At 40.4% G+C, this 19,393-nt stretch carries 21 protein-coding genes; 6 read left to right on the top strand and 15 right to left on the bottom strand.

Translation table 11 applies throughout. From position 1 onward, the window contains the following. Positions 1–2: 2 nt before the first annotated feature. The 3 genes from dut to lpxB are packed head-to-tail and all read right to left on the bottom strand — an operon-like array spanning position 3 to position 2,026. Positions 3–446, bottom strand: a complete 444-nt coding sequence (gene dut / locus T391_RS0105660) for a dUTP diphosphatase (RefSeq protein WP_027327512.1) — start codon at positions 444–446, stop codon at positions 3–5. Between the two features lies 1 nt (position 447). Next, complete coding sequence (gene greA, locus T391_RS0105655) at positions 448–939, bottom strand: transcription elongation factor GreA (protein WP_027327511.1); 492 nt, start codon at positions 937–939, stop codon at positions 448–450. Positions 940–988: 49 nt separating this feature from the next. After that, a complete protein-coding gene (gene lpxB, locus T391_RS0105650) occupies positions 989–2,026 on the bottom strand; it encodes a lipid-A-disaccharide synthase (RefSeq protein ID WP_027327510.1) in 1,038 nt (345 codons plus the stop codon). 113 nt (positions 2,027–2,139) lie between these two features. Here lpxB and ispG point away from each other — a divergent pair, with 113 nt between their 5' ends. Genes ispG through T391_RS0105635 form a run of 3 tightly spaced genes read left to right on the top strand, consistent with a single transcriptional unit; the run spans position 2,140 to position 5,473 of the window. Continuing rightward, entirely contained in the window at positions 2,140–3,213 is a 1,074-nt protein-coding gene (gene ispG / locus T391_RS0105645) for a flavodoxin-dependent (E)-4-hydroxy-3-methylbut-2-enyl-diphosphate synthase (protein WP_027327509.1), read from the top strand. Then, a complete protein-coding gene (locus T391_RS0105640; RefSeq protein ID WP_034583982.1) occupies positions 3,206–4,453 on the top strand; it encodes a glutamate-5-semialdehyde dehydrogenase in 1,248 nt (415 codons plus the stop codon). Before ispG ends, T391_RS0105640 begins: the two co-directional genes overlap by 8 nt. A gap of 3 nt (positions 4,454–4,456) precedes the next feature. Further along, positions 4,457–5,473, top strand: a complete 1,017-nt coding sequence (locus T391_RS0105635; protein WP_034583980.1) for a glycosyltransferase family 9 protein — start codon at positions 4,457–4,459, stop codon at positions 5,471–5,473. Here the strand turns inward: T391_RS0105635 and T391_RS0105630 are convergent. The 7 genes from T391_RS0105630 to T391_RS0105600 all read right to left on the bottom strand — a co-directional run bounded on the left by T391_RS0105630 (position 5,445) and on the right by T391_RS0105600 (position 11,568). Further along, a complete protein-coding gene (locus T391_RS0105630) occupies positions 5,445–5,954 on the bottom strand; it encodes an ankyrin repeat domain-containing protein (RefSeq protein ID WP_027327506.1) in 510 nt (169 codons plus the stop codon). The two genes, T391_RS0105635 and T391_RS0105630, sit on opposite strands and share 29 nt — an antisense overlap. A 1-nt stretch (position 5,955) precedes the next feature. Next, on the bottom strand, positions 5,956–7,380 hold the full coding sequence (locus T391_RS0105625; protein WP_027327505.1) for a catalase: 1,425 nt from the start codon (positions 7,378–7,380) through the stop codon (positions 5,956–5,958). 101 nt (positions 7,381–7,481) lie between these two features. Then, entirely contained in the window at positions 7,482–8,258 is a 777-nt protein-coding gene (locus T391_RS0105620) for a UDP-N-acetylmuramate dehydrogenase (RefSeq protein WP_027327504.1), read from the bottom strand. Positions 8,259–8,264: 6 nt separating this feature from the next. Continuing rightward, the gene (gene fliQ / locus T391_RS0105615; RefSeq protein ID WP_027327503.1) at positions 8,265–8,531 is read right to left on the bottom strand and encodes a flagellar biosynthesis protein FliQ; all 267 of its coding nucleotides are present in this window, start codon (positions 8,529–8,531) and stop codon (positions 8,265–8,267) included. Positions 8,532–8,535: 4 nt separating this feature from the next. Beyond that, positions 8,536–9,858 (bottom strand): NCS2 family permease, encoded by a 1,323-nt coding sequence (locus tag T391_RS0105610; RefSeq protein WP_027327502.1) that lies wholly within the window; start codon positions 9,856–9,858, stop codon positions 8,536–8,538. A gap of 100 nt (positions 9,859–9,958) precedes the next feature. Continuing rightward, positions 9,959–10,585 (bottom strand): dephospho-CoA kinase, encoded by a 627-nt coding sequence (gene coaE / locus T391_RS0105605; protein ID WP_084340136.1) that lies wholly within the window; start codon positions 10,583–10,585, stop codon positions 9,959–9,961. Further along, positions 10,561–11,568 carry an agmatine deiminase family protein gene (locus T391_RS0105600; protein WP_027327500.1) on the bottom strand — a complete coding sequence of 336 codons (1,008 nt, stop codon included), beginning with the start codon at positions 11,566–11,568 and terminating at the stop codon, positions 10,561–10,563. Before T391_RS0105600 ends, coaE begins: the two co-directional genes overlap by 25 nt. 81 nt (positions 11,569–11,649) lie before the next feature. Between T391_RS0105600 and tsaD the strand changes: the two genes are divergently transcribed. Both tsaD and T391_RS0105590 read left to right on the top strand, forming a co-directional pair. Then, the gene (tsaD, locus tag T391_RS0105595; protein WP_027327499.1) at positions 11,650–12,666 is read left to right on the top strand and encodes a tRNA (adenosine(37)-N6)-threonylcarbamoyltransferase complex transferase subunit TsaD; all 1,017 of its coding nucleotides are present in this window, start codon (positions 11,650–11,652) and stop codon (positions 12,664–12,666) included. 137 nt (positions 12,667–12,803) lie between these two features. Next, complete coding sequence (locus T391_RS0105590; RefSeq protein WP_027327498.1) at positions 12,804–13,976, top strand: pyridoxal phosphate-dependent aminotransferase; 1,173 nt, start codon at positions 12,804–12,806, stop codon at positions 13,974–13,976. On the opposite strand, the gene T391_RS0105585 is transcribed toward T391_RS0105590, so the two are convergent. The 3 genes from T391_RS0105585 to T391_RS0105575 are packed head-to-tail and all read right to left on the bottom strand — an operon-like array spanning position 13,973 to position 15,883. Further along, positions 13,973–14,827, bottom strand: coding sequence for a bifunctional riboflavin kinase/FAD synthetase (locus T391_RS0105585; RefSeq protein ID WP_027327497.1), 855 nt, complete (start codon positions 14,825–14,827; stop codon positions 13,973–13,975). The two genes, T391_RS0105590 and T391_RS0105585, sit on opposite strands and share 4 nt — an antisense overlap. After that, positions 14,796–15,503: a 23S rRNA (cytidine-2'-O)-methyltransferase TlyA gene (gene tlyA / locus T391_RS0105580; RefSeq protein WP_027327496.1), complete on the bottom strand. Its 708-nt coding sequence runs from the start codon at positions 15,501–15,503 to the stop codon at positions 14,796–14,798. Before tlyA ends, T391_RS0105585 begins: the two co-directional genes overlap by 32 nt. Then, positions 15,500–15,883 (bottom strand): hypothetical protein, encoded by a 384-nt coding sequence (locus T391_RS0105575; RefSeq protein WP_156923066.1) that lies wholly within the window; start codon positions 15,881–15,883, stop codon positions 15,500–15,502. Before T391_RS0105575 ends, tlyA begins: the two co-directional genes overlap by 4 nt. Positions 15,884–16,076: 193 nt before the next feature. On the opposite strand from T391_RS0105575, the gene T391_RS0105570 reads away from it, so the two are divergent. Continuing rightward, complete coding sequence (locus T391_RS0105570; RefSeq protein WP_027327494.1) at positions 16,077–16,958, top strand: aspartate carbamoyltransferase catalytic subunit; 882 nt, start codon at positions 16,077–16,079, stop codon at positions 16,956–16,958. Here T391_RS0105570 and T391_RS0105565 read toward each other — a convergent pair. Both T391_RS0105565 and T391_RS0105560 read right to left on the bottom strand, forming a co-directional pair. Next, the gene (locus tag T391_RS0105565; protein WP_027327493.1) at positions 16,948–18,090 is read right to left on the bottom strand and encodes a type IX secretion system membrane protein PorP/SprF; all 1,143 of its coding nucleotides are present in this window, start codon (positions 18,088–18,090) and stop codon (positions 16,948–16,950) included. The two genes, T391_RS0105570 and T391_RS0105565, sit on opposite strands and share 11 nt — an antisense overlap. Beyond that, the gene (locus T391_RS0105560; protein ID WP_420806129.1) at positions 18,083–19,393 is read right to left on the bottom strand and encodes an aminotransferase class V-fold PLP-dependent enzyme; all 1,311 of its coding nucleotides are present in this window, start codon (positions 19,391–19,393) and stop codon (positions 18,083–18,085) included. Before T391_RS0105560 ends, T391_RS0105565 begins: the two co-directional genes overlap by 8 nt.

The raw sequence follows: 19,393 nt of genomic DNA, 5'->3' as shown, positions 1-19,393 counted from the left end.
CTTTATCCTTTATTTTTTGAGATTCCACTGCTTCCAAACCCACGATCTCCTCTGCAAGTCTGAGATAATTCACCCACTGTTTCAAATTCAACTTGAGAGATCTGAGCAATCACTCCCTGTGCAATCCTATCTCCTGCAAAAATTTTAAACTCTTTTTGAGAATGATTGATCAAGACGACGCCAACCTCACCTCGATAATCACTATCAATTGTCCCAGGGGAGTTCAAAACTGTGATTCCATATTTAAGTGCCAATCCACTTCTTGGACGCACTTGCAACTCAAATCCTATAGGAATCTCAAAAGCCAATCCTGTCTTGATCAAGCTCCACTGCCCAGATTTGAGCACAAGCTCTTCAAGACTGCAAAGATCAAATCCAGAAGCACCGATGCTTTGATACTCTGGCACCACTGCATCTTGATGTAATTTTTTGATTCTAACCTTCATTTTACTTTCCAAAATCAATCGGCTGATATCCCACCTCTAAAATCTCAAAATCACTCTCACCACTTGGCAATGCAATCGTAATCTCTTCCCCTTCCTCTTTGCCAAGCAGACTTTTAGCGATTGGAGAACCAAAAGAAATCAATCCCCTACTTGGATTACTTTCAATTCCTCCAACAATCGTATAAACCATCTCTTGATCATTATCAAGATTGATAATTTTAACAGTGCTACCAAAGCTCACCTTTGTGTGATTAAGGGTGCTAGGATCGATCACCTGAGCATTGGCAAGCATCTCTCCAAGCTCCGCAATACGCGCTTCAATAAAAAGCTGTTTATCTTTTGCTGCATGATATTCTGCATTTTCTTTGAGATCTCCATAAGATCGTGCGATATCAATCTCTTTGACAATATTTGGACGCTCAACTTCTTTGAGATTTTTTAGCTCTTCGCATAAAAGCTCATAACCATAATTTGTCATAGGTTCTTTATTCATCTAACTGCCTTAAAACTGAAAGGATAAAAACTCTAATCATATCAAAAAACTATTTTATTAACGCTTGTGCAAGATTTTGACTGCTTCCAAATTTCAGATACTCTCTGATCTCTTGAGCCTGAGCAAAAAATCTTTCTCTATCCATTAGCTCATAAACTTCCAAGAGTCTTGCCACATTGCAATCTTTCTGAATAAGTTCGGGATGGATCTCACCCCCTCCATTATGAGATGAGAGAATATTGGCAAGACCGATGTGAGTGAGCTTGATGAGCGATCTCACAATCCACTCATCAAGTTTTTTGGCCTTATAGCAGAGGATGAATGGAGTCCCAACTAGTGTCGCCTGCAGGGTTGCTGTCCCACTGCAAATAAAAGCAAATTTAGCTTCATACAAGGCCCCCTCTGCATCAAAGCTCACCCTAAATAACTCCAAACCCTCCCCATAAATTTGCTTCAAATCCATCCCTTGATAAAAAGATGGCACAACAAGCACGCATTGCTCACTCTCCAATTTTTTGGCCACTTCGACAAATATTGGAAAGATTCTTCTAATCTCTCCTTGTCGACTCCCTGGCATAAAAACCACACTCCCCCCAGATGAGAGAAATGTTTTGCACTCAGTGATTTCATCTAACAGTGGATGTCCGATATATACTGCCCGCCCTTCATAAAGTGGAATCTCAAAGGGCAAGATCCCATATAAGTTGTCAAAATATTTTTTCAAAGTTTTGATTCTCCAAGGCTTCCAAGCCCACACTTGAGGCAGAATGTAATAAGAGATTCTCTTGTTTGGAAAGCATTTTTTGATTTTTTTTGCCAAAGGGATATGAAAACTTGAGCTATCTAGTAAAAGCACCTGATCGACCTCTCCTGCAAGCTCGACCATTTCATTCATCACTTTTTTGAAGAAAAAAATTTTCTTAAGCACATCGCTAAATCCCATCACAGAGAAATCTTTTGGTGTATAGGTCCCTCTCATATCTTCAAATTCATAGATCCCCATCCATTCCACACTTTCTAAATGCTTTTTGAGTTCCATCAAATGAAGATTTGAGCTTGCCTCTAAGGCACTAACCAAAATTTTCATCTCATCCCTTTTTTAGATATTTTGCATTATTTCCCGCTAGAAAATCTTATCGTGTGATATGTTAAAATCCATTCTAAAATAGCCACACAGACATACCATCACAAGGATTCCATATGACACGACGCAAAACAAAAGTCATCTATGTAGGAGGAGTGCCTATTGGAGGGGATCATCCTATCGCCATCCAGAGCATGACTTTTAGCAAAACTCACGATCTTCAAGCTACCAAAGCACAAATTGATCGTCTCGCACTTGCTGGATGCCAGATCGTGCGAGTGGCAGTCAGCGATGAGAAAGATGCTCATGCACTCAAAGAACTCAAGACTCTCTCACCCCTTCCACTCATTGCAGATATTCATTTTCGCTACAAACTTGCTCTTATTGCTGCTCAAAGTGTTGATGCCATTCGCATCAATCCTGGAAATATCGGGAGTAAAGATCGTATCAAGGCTGTCGTAGATGCATGCAAGGAGCGCAAAATCCCCATAAGAATTGGTGTCAATGCGGGAAGCTTAGAGAAGCAATTTGAAGAAAAATATGGAGCAACTCCAAAAGGAATGGTGGAATCAGCACTTTATAACATCAAGCTATTGGAAGATTTTGGATTTGAGGATATCAAAATCTCACTCAAAGCAAGTGATGTGATTCGCACACTAGAAGCCTATCGCTTACTTGCCAAGGAAAATATCCCCTATCCTTTTCATTTGGGTGTTACTGAAGCAGGAACTCTTGAGCATTCTATGATCAAAAGCGCGATGGCGCTTGGTGGATTGCTCCTTGAGGGGATTGGAGATACGATGAGGGTATCTATCACGGGTGAATTGGAAGAGGAAGTCAATGTCGCACGCAATATCTTACGCTATAGTGGAAGACTTAAAGAAGGCATCACCCTCATCTCTTGCCCTACTTGTGGAAGGATTGAGGCAGATTTGGTGAGTGCTGTCAAAGAGGTTCAAAAACGCATTGCACACATCAAAACCCCTCTTCAAGTGAGTGTTATGGGATGTGCAGTCAATGCATTGGGCGAGGCTAAGCATGCTGATATTGCCATCGCCTTTGGTAATCATGATGGACTGATCATCAAGGGAGGTAAGATTCTTTGCAAACTTAAAGAAGATGAAATCTTAGATGTTTTTGTCAAAGAAGTTGAAGCATTGGCTCAAGAAAGAGAAAAACAAAATGCATAATTTGCACTCATTCCTAGAGACTGCTAAAAAATCTCAACAAATCCTCCAAAAGACGCCACATTCTCTCAAGGTTAAAATTTTGCAAGATATGGCACAAGCAATCAAATCTAGCCAATCTCACATTCTCCAAGCCAATGCATTGGATCTACAAAATGCAAAAGATTCTCTAAGTCATGCGATGCTTGAAAGATTGGAGCTCAATCCTTTAAAAATTGCCTCAATGGCTCAAAGTATAGAAGAAATCGCCTCTCTTCCCAACCCCTTGGATCGCATCTTGCAGGGATGGAGAGGGGATAATGGACTAAACTTTCAAAAGATCAGCGTGCCTATCGGTGTGATTGGCATCATTTATGAATCTCGCCCCAATGTTACAAGCGATAGTGCTGCTTTATGCTTCAAAAGTGGTAATGCCTGTATCCTCAAGGGAGGCAAAGAAGCACATCATTCCAACTGGGCGATCTTAAAAATCTTGCAAGAAGTTCTCAAAGCTCATCAGCTCCCAAAAGAGTGCATCAGTATGCTTGAAAATACCTCGCATGAGGGGGTGCTAGAGTTTATCAAGCAAGATAAATGGGTGGATTTACTGATCCCAAGAGGAGGTGAAGGACTAATCCACTTTGTCTCTCAAAATGCCACCATCCCAGTCCTCAAACACGACAAAGGCGTATGTCATCTTTATATCCATCATGATGCCCCCATCGATCAAAGCATCGCTATTGCTATCAATGCCAAAACCCAACGCCCCTCCACTTGCAACTCCATTGAAACACTTCTTATCCACCGTGATATCGCTCCAATCATTCTCCCCCCACTCCATCAAGCCTTTGTGCAAAAAGACACAACACTCAAAGCCGATCAAAGCACACAGGAGATCCTTAACCTCCCTCTTGAGCCACTTTACAAAGAGGATTTTTCCAAAGAATATGGGGACAATACCTTAAATATTGCAATTGTTGATAGCTTAGAAGATGCCATCAATCACATCAATACCTTCGGCTCTGGACACTCAGAATCAATCATCACTCAAGAAATTAGTGCTGCTGAACAATTCCTCAATGAAGTAGATGCCTCATGCGTCTATCTCAATGCCTCCACGCGTTTTAGTGATGGAGGAGAATTTGGCTTTGGAGCTGAGATTGGAATCTCCACCAACAAACTCCATGCTAGAGGCCCTGTAGGGCTTGAAGGGCTTACAACTTACAAATACAAAATCTTAGGAAATTTTCAGATTCGAGGATAAATCTTGAGAAACAAAACACTCAAAATTGGCTTTATCTATTTTCATGGACTTGGGGACAATGTCCTAACTCTTGAATCTCTGTATGCACTCAAAGCGATTTATCACTGTGAGTTATTTGTCTTTGGCAATGCATTATTTAAAAATCTCTTAGCTTATTATGAGTTTGTCGATGAGGTGTATGACATCCAAAATGACATCCAATCTCATCTTGATCTGATCAATGATTGTAAGCTTGATTATGTCATATTGCCCAAATGCACCAAAGCCTATCTCACTCCACTGCTTCAGAGTAATGTTCCAATCATTATCACCCCCACTAAAATTCAAGCCCTATTTTCCAAAAAATGCAAAACCCCATCTATCTTTTCTTTTCTAAAATATCGCAATGCTTCTATGCGAGAGAAGCCTCTATTTCTTGTGCGTCTAATCAATCCAAAGCTTTTTGATTCGTGTATTTTGCAAATTGATCTCTCCCAAGCCAAGATTCGCACTTCAATCACACATCAAGATCAAATCTCTCATTTTTTGCAAAAAAATACAAAAAAAGACCATCTCATTCTCATCAATCCCTTTGCGATCACCTCTTCACACAATCTCTCTATAGAAGCATATTTGCACCTTATGTATCAAGTCTCTATGCTTCCCTCTTGCACCCCTCTTGTCATCACCTATGCAAAAGTTTCCAAAGAATTTCAAGAAGCCTTGGAGGATTTTCAAAAAAAGACAGAATTCTCTTTGCTTGTTTTTGAAAATAATGAAGATATTTTAAATCTTGCTGAACTTATCTTGCGCACGACTTGCGTGATTTCTCCAAGTACAGGGATCATTCATCTTGCATCCAATCTACTCATCCCTACAATTGGACTTTATCCCCTCTCGCATATCCCTCAGTGGGAGACAAGAGATAGACGCTATGTGTTTATTCAAAGTCCCAAAGATCAAATCAAGCCAAAAGAAGAGAAACAAATCATCTCACAAACGATTCAAACACTTAAAACACTTTTAAACCTCTCAAGCTAAGGCATCTCTTCATCCATCCCAAAAGTTTCAAAGCCTTGCTTTTAAAAAAGCTAGGCTTAGATTGAGAATGCAAAAATTTTGCCAAATCATAATGTCCAAACATCACAGCAAACCCATAAGGAGTCATCCCCATACCATTATTTCTATCGATATCTGCCCCATAGCTCACAAGGAGTTTTGCCATCTCAAAATGTCCTTTGAAACAAACCCCAGCAAGGGGAGTCTGTCCCCGATGATTCACTCTATCGACTTCAGCTCCCCTCTCAAGCAATAATTTTGCACTTTCAAAAGCATTGTGATAGCTTGCAAGCATCAAGAGTGTGTCTCCCTTGTGGGTTTCAAGATTGATATTTAATCCTGCATCAAGCATGATCTTGAGATTTTTCACATCATTTTCTCTTGCATAACCAAACGCCATCAAGCAGAGCTCATGAAATCTCTGCTCTTCTTGAGGCGTGAGGGTAGTCTCACTAGATTGCATTTTATTTTCCAAGTGCTTTTCTCACTCCATTGGCATATTCTAGAGAAATCTTTTCAAAATGATTGAGTGCTTTTTGGATAATCTCCTCTCTCACTCCATCCATAGAACTTGCAATATTTCCAAAGAGTTGATCTTTTTGCTCCTGCGACATAAGCTCAAACAAAGCCCTTGGCTGAGTGTAATAATCCTCATCCAATGGAGCAAATCTCTGTGCTTTTTGACCTATATCCAAATCTGGCTCTAAATATTCTTTGTGCTCTTTTGGAGAATCTGCATAGCTATTGGGCTCATAATAAGCTGCATCATTTCTATAGGTATCAGAGTTCATACTTCCAGCGACATTGTAGGTATTGACCTCACTTTTGGCACGATTGATGGGAAGAAGATGATAGTTTGTCCCGATTCTGTAGCGTTGTGCATCTGGATAGCTAAAGATTCTGGCTTGGAGCATCTTATCTGGGCTAAACCCAATCCCTGGCACAATATTACTTGGACTAAAGGCTGCTTGCTCCACTTCATTGAAATAATTCTGTGCATTTTGATTGAGCACCAATTCTCCCACATCAATCAAGGGCACAATGCTATGGGGCCAAACTTTTGTGAGATCAAAGGGATTAAATCCAAGCTTGTCTGCTTCATTTTCTGGCAAGACTTGGATTTGGAATGTCCATTTTGGAAAATCTCCCCTCTCAATACTTTCATAAAGATCTCTTTGATGACTTTCGCGATCTTTTGCGATAATAGCCTCAGCTTCTGCGTTTGTGAGATTTTTGATCCCCTGTTGGGTCTTGAAATGAAATTTCACCCAAAATCGCTCACCTTTTTCATTGATCAAGCTATAGGTATGGCTTCCAAATCCATGCATATGACGATAGCTTGCTGGGATCCCACGATCACTCATCAAGATTGTCACTTGATGCAAGCTCTCAGGACAAAGTGTCCAAAAATCCCAAGCAGCATTCGCATTTCTTAGATGCGTTCTTGGATCTCGTTTTTGCGTATGGATAAAATCAGGAAATTTGTAAGCATCTCTGATGAAAAATGTCGGGGTATTATTTCCGACTAAATCCCAATTTCCCTCTTTGGTATAAAACTTGATTGCAAACCCCCTGACATCTCTCTCAGCATCTGCTGCTCCTGCTTCTCCTGCAACTGTTGAGAATCTCAAAAAAAGTGGAGTGATTTCACCCTTTTGCAAAACTTTAGCTTTTGTATATTTTGAAAGATCTGCTGTGATTTTAAGCTCTCCATACGCTCCACTTCCCTTTGCATGCACTGTCCGCTCAGGGATTCTCTCTCTATTTTGATGAGCTAATTTCTCAAGCAAAATGTAGTCTTGAAGCAAAAGTGGCCCTTGAGCTCCAGCGCTTAGTGAGTTTTGATTATCAGCAACTATATTTCCAAAATCATTGGTCAATTTTTTCATTTGATCTCCTTTTGATAAAAATTATCATTTAATAATGATTCTTATATTAAGTCGGAGAAAATTAAATGAAAAGTTATTTTGTGCTTTTAAAACTTAAAATTTCAGTGCATGATTACCACTTCGCACTCCAAAGTGATTCCATATTCTTGTTTGATACGATCTTGAGCAAGAGTTATAAGCTGCAATGCTTCATCAAAGGTCCCATTTCCAAGATTGATCAAAAAATTTGCATGTTTTTGACTAAAACTCATATCTCCTATTCTATACCCCTTAAGTCTGACAGATTCAAGCAATCTTCCAGCAAAATCCCCTCTTGGATTCTTAAAACAACTTCCACAGCTTGGAAGATGAGGATGTGTTTCTCTCATTTGTTCAAATACTTCCACAAGCTCTTCTCTAAAACCCACTATCTTATGAAATCTTGCCCCATAGATCACTCCCTCAATCCCACTATTGCGATATTCAAAGGCAAAATGATCTCTCTCTAGCCACTCTCCATCCACGCACACGCTGTGTAAAACCTCTTTGATCTCATAGCTCTTCATCCCAGCATTCATTTTCACAAGCCCACCAAGTCTGCCTGGCAATCCTCGCAAAAATTCAAGTCCTAATAAATTTTGCTTCTTAAAAAAACTATAGATTCTCCCACTACTCACAGCCCCCCCAATTTCAATCATCCCTTCAAATTCACAGATATAATCAAAGCTCTTTCCAAGCATACAAAGATGTGTGGCATCAGGAGAAAGCAAGATATTGTTCCCCCCACCAATAAGCCTCTCACCAGCATCCTTGCCAAACTCCTCTATCATACGCACACGATGCTCCCCTCCAATCTTGAGGCTAGTGTGTTTGGAAAAATCAATCAATCTATACATCATCTGAAACTAAAAAGGGAAACTTGGGATCAGATCAAAAATGCTTTTTGTGTAATCAAGCACAACATGCAGCATCCAAGGAAGTGTAAAGATCAGCACCACAATCACAGCCAAAATCTTGGGCACAAAGGTAAGTGTCATTTCATTGATTTGCGTCGTAGCTTGAAAAATACTCACCAAAAGCCCTACAACAAGCCCAGCCAAAAGCATCGGCAAAGAAATCATCAAAGTGATCTTATAAGTCTCGATTGCTAATGCCATCAATTTCGCTTCCATTTCTCTATCCTTTCAAAAAGACTCCATGCACAACAATGGGCAAAATACTCAAAACGCCTAGCACAATCACACCAAGATTGATTCTATGATACTGCTTTAGCGCTAAAGAAGTCAAAATATAGACCAAAAATCCCCCAGCCAATCCATTGGCAATCGAGTAAGTTAAAGGCATCAAAATAATAGAAAAAAATGCCGCAAGCCCAATAGGAAGATCTGAAAAATCAATATTTCTCACTTCTAAAAACATCAATGCACCCACAACAATCAAGGTCGGATAAATCGCAAAAGATGGAATGGAGGCAAAAATAGGAAACAAAAATAAACTCAAAGCAAAAAATAAAGCACAAAACACAGAAGTCAATCCTGTTCGCCCACCTTCACTCACCCCGCTTGCACTCTCCAAAAAACTCGTTGTCGTGCTTACTCCCAAACTTGCCCCAATCACAGTAGCAGCTGCATCAGCCTCCAAAGTTTTTTCCAACAGCTTGTCTCCATCACCATTTGCATTTTGAAAAAGTCCTGCCTTGGCTCCTACTCCAGCAAGTGTGCCAAGAGAATCAAACAGATCCAATACAAGCAAGGAAATGATCGTTGGGACAAGTGCCAAGCTCAAGACTCCCATGATGTCAAATTTAAAGGCAATCGGTGCGATGGAGGCAGGTTTGGAGAAAATCTCATGTGGGAGCGAAGCGATCCCAAGACCCCATGCAATCAAGGAGCAAAACAAAATCCCAAGCACAAAAGAAGCATGAATGTTTTTAGCACTCATCCACAAAATCACAAAGACCCCAAAAAGTCCGATCCATACCTCAACTGAGGAGAGATTCCCAAGCTCGGGCAAACCAATAGGAGAGATTGTGATCACACCAAGGGATTTAAGTCCAATCGTGCAAATAAAAGCACCAAGTCCCCCAGCTAGAGCAAAACGCAAACCATTTGGAATACTATTGATAAGCCATGTTCGAATCTTGGTCAATGACACAAGCAAAAATACTGCACCTGAGAGGAAAACAACCCCAAGAGCCTGCTCCCAAGAAAGTCCCATCCCCTTCACCATTCCATAAGAAAAATAAGCATTAAGCCCCATACCCACACTCATAGCAACAGGAACTCTAGCCCAAAGTCCGCTCAGAAGCGTGGCCAATACCGTCGCTAGTGTCACCGCTGTAATCAAGGCATCTTTTGGCATCCCAGCATCAGAAAGAATCGATGAGCTCACAGGCACAATATAAAGCATTGAGACAAAGGTAGTAAATCCTGCGATAGCTTCTGTTTTCACACTACTGCCACTACGACTAATTCCAAAATAACGTTCTAAGAGATTCAAGGAGACTCCTTAAAATAATGAGGAAAATATACAATAAACCAAAGATAAAAGAAGTATTGCGCCAAATTTTACTCTAAAGATCCCATACATCTCAAGCTTTCTAAACTATCTCACTCAGAAAAAGCTTAAGTTGATCTCTCAAAGCATCCAATCCCCCCTCATTCCATATCACTCTATCAGCCATTTTGAGCTTTTGCTCAAGAGGCATTTGAGCCAAGATTCTCTCTTTGGCTTCCTCGCATCCTAGATGATTTCTTTGACAAATACGCTCAATCTGCACATCCATAGAGCAGGCAATCAGAATGCTATGAAGGAAATTGTAAATCTCTCTTTGTTCAAACAAAAGTGCAATCTCGACAAAAAACCATCTCTCCCTCTTCTCAAGTCTAAGGCATTCTTCATATAATTTCTCTTGGATTCTTGCGCTCAATAGTTCATTGAGCTTTTGACGCAAGATGGAATCTTTGAAGACAATTTTGCCTAGCTTTGCCCTTGAGATCCGCTCCCCTTCCAAGACCTCTTCTCCAAAAATAGAAATAATTTGAGATGTTTGCTCCTCCAAAGCTTTGTGTGCGATTTTATCTGCATCGATGATTTCATAACCCATTGATTCTAAGATCCTACATGCACTACTCTTGCCACTCCCTATCCCACCACTGATCGCACAGGCATATTGAAATTGAGAAAAATCCATCACAGATCTCAATAAAGCTGCATACTCACACAATGCAAGCTTCCATGCTGTCTAATCAAAGTCAAGCATGGAATCCCCACAACCTTTAGATGGGGCAAAGCATCTTGGAGTATCTTTAGGGCATACTCATCATTGATATCCCCATAAGTAGGCACTAAAAGCCCTCCATTGACAAATAAAAAATTTGCATAAGTTGCTGGCAAACGCTCTCCATCATCCCAAATTGGACGCACAAAAGGAAGCTTGATAAGCTCATAAGCATTCCCGCTAAGATCCCTCAAATCCAACAATTCTTGCTCCATTTTCTTAAGCTCTAAATAATGTTCATCATCTTCATCATCACATCCAACATAAGCAATCTGTGTGGGAGAAATAAATCTAGCCAAGGTATCAATATGGCTATCTGTATCATCTCCAGCCAAATACCCATGATGAAGCCACAATACTTTTTTGGCTCCTAGAATTTCTTTGAGCTTCTCTTCAATCTCTTCTTGAGAGAGCCATGGATTGCGATTGGCTTCAAGGAGGCATTGCGTATTTGTCAAAATCACCCCTCTCCCATCACTCTCAATACTTCCTCCCTCCAAAATCATTCCTCCACATCTCAGCTCATCTTGAGCAAACTCTCCATGAGTTTTGAGTGTATGATTGACCTGATTATCCCAATGACTTGCAAACTTCAATCCCCACCCATTAAACATAAAATCAAGCAATACATTCTGACCCTCTTCCTCCAGATTGATCGCACCAAAATCTCTAGCCCAAGTATCATTTGTGTGGATGGAATAGATTCTTAGATGATGTGATGAGATCTCTTGAGCAAAAATCTCTTCAATGATTTTTTTTCCTTCATGATCTCTTGGATCAATACAAAGCACAACATCTTCAAAATCCAAAACCCCCCTTATAATCTGGATGAAATTTTCCCTTGCTTCACTCAAATAACTCACCCAATCACTCTCTCCATGAGGAAAAGCCATCAAAATTGCTCTATGCTTCTCCCACTCAGCCCTCATTCGTCTCACCATTCACTCCTTTGGATAAAACTCTTTGATAGAATTTTACAAATTTCATCCTCTATTTTGATAAGGACATCCATGATTTTAAGCATTGAAAGCAGTTGTGATGATAGCTCTCTTGCTCTAACCTCAATTCAAGAGTGCAAACTTTTGTTTCACCAAAAGATTTCTCAAGAAGCAGAGCATAGTCTTCATGGAGGAGTTGTCCCAGAGCTCGCCTCAAGGCTTCATGCCCAAAAACTTCCCTTGATTCTTAAAAATCTCAAAACCTTCCTTCATGGTAATTTCTCCAAAATCAAAGCTATAGCCATTACCACAGAACCTGGCTTAAGTGTGACACTCATTGAAGGTTTGATGATGGCCAAAGCTCTCGCCCTTAGCCTCAAAATCCCTCTTATTAGCATCAACCACCTCAAAGGTCATATCTATTCACTCTTTATCAATCAACAACAGTGCATTTTTCCTCTAAGTGTTTTGCTTGTCTCTGGTGGGCATACAATGATTTTAGAAGCAAGTGAAAATGAGGTCAGAATCATCGCTCAAAGTAAAGATGATAGCTTTGGAGAAAGTTTTGATAAAGCTTCCAAAATGCTAGGACTTGGTTATCCAGGAGGTCCCATCATCCAATCCCTTGCTCAAGAATGCCAAGAAGATCTCTACACACTTCCAATCCCACTCCAACACAGCAAAGAACTCGCATTTAGCTTCTCTGGCCTCAAAAATGCTTTTAGATTGGAGATTGAAAGACAAGGCTCAAATCTCAATCCAAATGCCCTAGCCAAAGCCTTTCAGCAAAGCGCATGCGCTCATATCGTCCAAAAATGCAAGCTTTATTTTCAAACCAAAAAAGAGAATCAACAAGCAATCCCCCATTTTGCCATCGTTGGTGGAGCTAGTGCCAACCTCTATCTCAGAGAAAAAATTCAAGATCTTTGTGCCACATACAATAGTAATCTTTTGCTTGCTCCACTTGAATTTTGCTCTGATAATGCTGCTATGATTGGGAGAGTGGGTGTGGAAGAATACAAGAAACAAAACTTTAGCGATCTATTCTCGCTTGAGGTTTCACCGCGCAATACACAATTTAAATCATAAAGATTTTCTCTTCTATTTCTTCTATAGATTCTAGCAAGCAAGCCTCTTGCCAAACTCTCTTAGACTCCTCAAGGATTCCTCCATTTCTAGCTCAAACTTTGGAGTAGAATTCCAAAAAATTCACCACAAGGATTTGCATGCAATACTCCAAACGAGCACTCGCTCTATCTCCATCCAATACCCTAGCTATCAGTGCCCTAGCTCAGAAACTCTCCGCACAAGGCAGAGAAATCATCAATCTCTCCACTGGAGAACCTGACTTTGACACACCTCAAATCATCAAAGAAGATGCTATCAAAGCCATCCAAGAGGGCAAAAGCAAATACACAGCAGTCAGCGGGATTTTGCCCCTTAGAGAGGCTATTGCTCAAAAATTATTGAGAGAAAATGCCCTCAATTATTCACCCAATGAAATCATCATTAGCAATGGTGCCAAGCATTCGCTTTTCAATGCTATGTGTGCGATTCTCAATCCTCAAGATGAAGTGCTCATCCCTTCTCCATACTGGGTGAGCTATCCTGAGATTGTTAAATTTTGCCAAGCTACGCCTATTTTCATCCCCACTACTCAAGAACAAGATTTCAAAATCACCCCCCAAAGCCTAAGAGATTCCATCACCCCTCGCACTAAGCTTCTTATCCTCAACTCTCCTAGCAATCCTACAGGCTCACTTTATACACAAGCAGAACTAGAAGCTTTGGGAGAAGTGCTCAAGGGAAGTGATATCTGGGTGATTAGTGATGAGATCTATGAAAAACTTGTCTATGAAGATGGTTTTGTCTCTCTTGCTTCGCTCTCTAGTGATCTTTTGGAGCGCACAATCACCATCAATGGTCTAAGCAAATCAAGTGCGATGACAGGGTGGAGAATGGGCTATCTTGCAAGCAAAGATTCCACACTTCTTTCCTGTATCGATAATCTCCAAAGCAATAGCACAAGCAATATCAACTCTTTCACACAATTTGCCTCTATCCGAGCTTTTAAATTGGATGCTGAAATCAAGGCTATGCGTGATGAATTTAGAGCACGCAGAGATATAGCTCATAAGCTATGCTCCTCTATCCCCTCTCTATCGCTTAATTGCCCAAAGGGTGCATTCTATCTGTTTGTCAATATCCAGCAAGCCGCACGCTTTGGAGGTGATAGTATGAAGTTTTCACAAGCCTTACTAGAAGAGCAAGGTGTCGCACTTGTCCCTGGGGTAGCCTTCGGGATGGATGGGTATGTCAGAATGAGCTTTGCCACTTCTATTGAGATGCTCATCAAAGGATTAGAAAAAATTGATTTGTTTTTGCAATCCAATGCTTAGGATTGCAGACAAATAGAGCTAGGGATCAAAAGCTCTCTGGCCTTTTGAATATCTTTGGCGATCTGGGTTTGAAGCAAAGCAAGATTTTCAAAGCGTTGATTGCTTCGTATGAAAGCCACAAACGCCACACTCACACACTCTCCTACCTCATCTCCATCCAAATCCACATCTAGCACATGTGTTTCAATCGCAAAACTCCTATCGCTACTCAATCGATGTCCCAAAAAACTCACACTCTGATACCACACCCCCCTCCTTTTGCTCATCGTGGCATATACACCACTTTTGGGTAGGGCATATTGATCAACTTCAAGATTGAGTGTGGGCACACATTCCTCTCTTCCTCTCCCCTGTCCTTTGATGATATGCCCCTTAATTTCATAGCATCGTCCAAGCATTTGATTGGCTCGCTCAAGATTTCCATGTACCAAATCAGATAAAATCGCTTGACGATGGACAGAAATCCCATCAAGACAGATTTCATCCATCACGCAAACCTCAAAAAATTCTCCCAAATCTTGTGGGACACAAGAGCGATTTTTGCCAAACCTAAAGTCATACCCCACGATGATTTTTTTAAGCTTTGGGAATCTTGAGCAGAGAAATGCAGCAAACTCTCCAGCACCCATCTCTCTGACTTCCTCAAGTCTAATCCTAAACACAGGCAAATTGATAAAATCCTCTTGCTTTGGCGTAAGAGAAGGGGTATGATCCATCCCCACGATAAGCACTCCTCCATTCACATCACTTTGCAATAAAAGTGCTTGATGTGCGATATGAACCCCATCAAATTTTCCGATGCACAAACTTGTGATGGAATTATTTGGAGAGATAGATGAAGTATTCTTCATTGCCACATTTTCCTCTCAAATGACTTTTTTGAATCGCTTTAAGTTCAAATCCAAGTTTTTGTGCAAACCCTACAAACTCCTCTATTCGCTCCAATACTTCTTTTTGATTCAAAATCACACCCTTTTTATTTCTCTTGGCCAGTCGTCCAAGCTCAAACTGGGGCTTAAAGAGCAAAATACACTCTCCCAATGCTAGTTCATAAATCTTTTTTAGAATCAAATCCAAAGAGATAAAACTCACATCACAGACAATCAACTCAAAAGGATGATGATCAAAGGTGCGAATGTCTTGGTTTTCAAACACAGTGATTTTTGGATGATTCCTAAGTTTGGGATGAAGCTGATCGCTCCCTACATCCACGCAAACTATCTTTTGAGCACCTCTCTCCAAAAGCACCTCACTAAATCCTCCAGTGCTTGATCCGATGTCTAAAACTTCTTTCCCATCCACTTTAATATCTTGCATCAATAAAAATCCCCAAAGCTTCTCACCAGATCGTGCCACCCACTGTTTCCGCTCTGTGGTGATTTCCACCACACAATCTTCATCTATCCTAAAAGAATTTTTGAAAATCTGCTTTCCATCGACATAAACACAGCCCAAAGCGATCAATTCTTGAGCCTTCTGACGACTTTGAGCCTTGTGAGAATCAAAGAGATATTGATCAAGTCTCACAGCACATTTTCCACAACATAACTATAATCAAAGACCAATTCTTGCTCATATCCCTTGATATGCATCTTCAATGCAACATTAGTGATGTCAATTGGCAACACAGAATCAAAATAAACTATAAAGCATTCATTCCAAGGGCTATGACGATAAAGACGCATTGCTTTTTCATCTTTTTTGGAAAGTTTTTGCACTTTAATAGGGGCTTTATCAAGAAGAGTGAAGCTGATATCTTTGGGCTTGATTTTTTCATTTTCAAATGCAATCTCGATCAAAAATACTTCATTGTTTGGGTATCGATCACTCTCTAAATCACTCAAATATGTCGAAAATGCAACTAAGGCAGTTTTTTGATTCTCTATCAAATCTGCCTTGCGTGTCAATTGCATCCTTTTCTCATCATAAAAATTTTTTGAGAATCTAGGGTGATTTAGATTGCTACATCCCATCAAAAAAATTACCAACAAAACCCCAAAAATCCGCATCTCTTCACACCTTCAAAAAATCAATATTTTAACACAGCTACATTCTTCAACTTTGTTAGAATCTACAAACAAAAATCAAGGAGATCATCCTATGCGTCACCTTATCCATGTCAATGATTTAAGCGATGAAGAAATTCTCAATATCCTCAAAAAAGCTCATGAATACAAACAAGGCAATATCTCAAAAACACTCAAAGACAAAAAAATCATCACTACTTTTTTTGAAAACTCTACGCGCACGCTCAGTAGCTTTGAGATGGCGATCAAAAATCTTGGAGGAGATGTTATCCGCCTAGATGTTGCCAAGAGCTCAACTTCCAAAGGTGAAACACTCAGAGACACAGCGGCCAATCTCAATGCAATGAATCCGCATGCAATCGTTATTCGACACAGTAAAGCTGGTGCGGGATATTTTCTCACGCCAAAAGTTTCATGCCCCATCATCAATGGAGGGGATGGAGCACACTCTCACCCCACCCAAGCACTCCTTGATTTGATGACACTTCTTGAGCATTTTGGATCTTTGGAAGGCAAGAGGATTGCCATCATTGGTGATATCAAAAACTCAAGAGTTGCCAATAGCAATATCGCTTTGCTACCAAGATTTGGAGCTCAGATTCTTCTAGTCGCTCCTCCACATTTCCTGCCCCCCACATCATTGCCTAGCACACATTCTATCATGGAGGCCATAGAAAGCTGTGATGCCTTGATGAGCTTACGCACTCAAACAGAGCGACACTCCATCCAAACTTATGGAAGTCTTCAAGATTATGCGCAAGATTTCTGCATCACAAAAGAGAGAATTGCCCAAAAAGATCTCATCATTTTGCATCCAGGACCGGTGCATCGCAATATTGATATCTCTGATTATGTTTTGGATGATCCAAGAAGCAAGGTGCTAGAACAAGTTCAAAATGGGGTTTTTGTGCGTATGGCTGTGATAGATTTTTTGATCAATCAGGCTAAAAAGTAAAAGTACTCCCGACTTTGAAGCCAAAATTGGTCGGCAAGGCAATCTTGGAAGCCCCACTTTTGGCAAAGTTGAATCCCATCTCACCCACAATATCAACAATGCCATAGAGATTGAATCCTGCTGTGATTCTTGTCTCATTAAAATCAGCAAGATCAAGCCCGACACCCAAGCGAAAATCAACAAAAGTATAATCCCCCATCACCCCAAAAGCAATCATCTGACTTTCAGGAAGCGTATCTGAAAAACTTTGGGGAAGCAAATCCATATCCATAGTGATGGCATAATGTTTCAAAAACTCATATGAAACCCCAGCTCGCAAACTCATAGGAAGTTTAATGCTCTTGCCCAAAGATCTAAATGTGGGGAAATTGATGTTTTTGGCACTCAAACCAATATGAACATCAGCAATCGAATACAAAAATCCCAAGTCAATCCCAAAATTTTGTGCAATCGGTGCTTTGAGAAAATTGGGGAGCTTGATTTGAATCTCATTTTGAACATGACCCCTATAGGATGAATCATCAAATGCTGCACGCATATACTTCAAGGCAGCACCAAAGTTAAAATCTCCAAATGAAGTCTCAAGCTTATAGGCATAACCGATGGGAACCTCCATCAAAGCGATACCAAAACTAATCGCATCATAGTTGGAATATCCCACATCTTTGAAAGCTACTTTTGTCTGAGAGATGGCAAAAGCACCAATGGCAAAAGCACTCATTTGCTTCTCTGTCATTTGACTAATCAATCTCCCATATTCATCTGCAATAGCAGTGGTTGTGATGCGCGAGAATCCTCCAATTTGTGCAACTACTCCCATTTGTGTTGCTAGAGTAGCTCTTGGATTTTTGAGTGAGGCAAAGATTGAAGAGATATTTTCAGGTGTTGCATTTTGGACTCCTTCTAGCAAAGGATTGAGATCGCTCATAGACATCCATAGCCCAACACTGAAAGAAAACTTACTTCTAGGATCACTGGAGAGAAGAGCTGGATTGTAATACAAACCCCAAGCTGAATTTCTAAGGGCCACTCCCGCTCCACCAAGTGAAGTCGATACATTGCCCATAGGGGCAAAGCCCATCCCAAATAAACTCATACAAACCAAATGAATAAAGAAAAGTTTTTTAACCACGGAGTTTTTTGATCGCCTTTATCAAAGATTCCATAAAATATTCAATATCATCAATACTATGACTCCAATGGATACTGGCCCTCAACCAAAGAGGTTTTTGCTGGAGTTCATCATCATATCCAAACAAATCACAACCATAGGGTCCAGCACATGAGCATCCAGCTCTTGTTTGAATCCCATATTGATTGCTTAACTCCAAAGCCAAATCATAAGGGGAAATCCCGCCAATATTAAATGACACCACCCCCAATCGCTCTGCTTCAAGATTGCCATAAATAATAGATGCTGGGATATTTTTGAGCTCTGAGATAAATGCTTGAGTGAGAATTTTTTCACGGGCATGAATCAAATCCAATCCCACCTCATTGCGAAGCTGATAAGCAAGAGCTGAAGTTAGAAGTTGCAAAATCCCTGGTGTCCCCGACTCTTGACGCTCTTCAATATCATCCAAAAACTCATGCTTGCGCTTACTAGAATTTTTGATCGTTCCTCCTCCAGCAAAAGTTGGAGGCAAATTCACATCAATAAGATTTTTTCTGATTCCAAGCAGTCCGCTTCCCCCAACGCCTCCCAAAAGCTTATGTGATGAAAGAAAACATGCATCAAAAAGAGAGCTTGAGATATTCATATAAGGAGAGCTTGCCGCCATATCAAAAGCCACAATCCCTCCCCGACCTCTAATGATCTTTGAGATTTCTTGGTAGGGAGAGATGATTCCTGTTACATTGGATGCGATATTAAAAGATCCAATTATCGGATTTTGAGCATTTTGAATCTTTTGTCTGAGGATCTCAAGATCAATCAATCCTTCATTATTGAGAGGGATTCTCTCAATCTGACACAATCCCTCGCGATAGCTAATTTCATTGGAATGATGCTCATAAGATCCAACAAATACAGAAGGAAGGGAGAGGTGCTTGAGATAGGGAGCTAGAAGCATCTTTGTCCTAGGTGGAATATAGATCCCCATAATCTCTTGAAACATTTTAATCGCTCCTGTTGAGCCACTCCCCACAGCAATCAATGCAAATTCTTCTCCAAGTCCCAAACATTCTCTAATCTTTTGCTTGGCTTCCTCATAGACTTTGGTAGTCAAAATAGAATGTGCTGCGCTATTGGAATGTGTATTTGCATAGAAGGGTAAAAATTTTTGCAAGCGCTTTTGGATCAAAGACATCGCCAAACCCGATGCAGTAAAATCAAAATATTTAGCTTTTTTATCCAAGATCATAGCTTGTTGGCACTGCAAGATAGAATCCTTGCTTTCATCTAAAAGGGGTGCAAACAAATTAAGCTTTTTCAA

The organism is Helicobacter pametensis ATCC 51478 (assembly GCF_000518225.1).
Classification (GTDB): domain Bacteria; phylum Campylobacterota; class Campylobacteria; order Campylobacterales; family Helicobacteraceae; genus Helicobacter_G; species Helicobacter_G pametensis.
The sequence above is the reverse complement of the archived record's forward strand: the minus strand, read 5'-3'. Positions and strand labels throughout refer to the sequence as shown.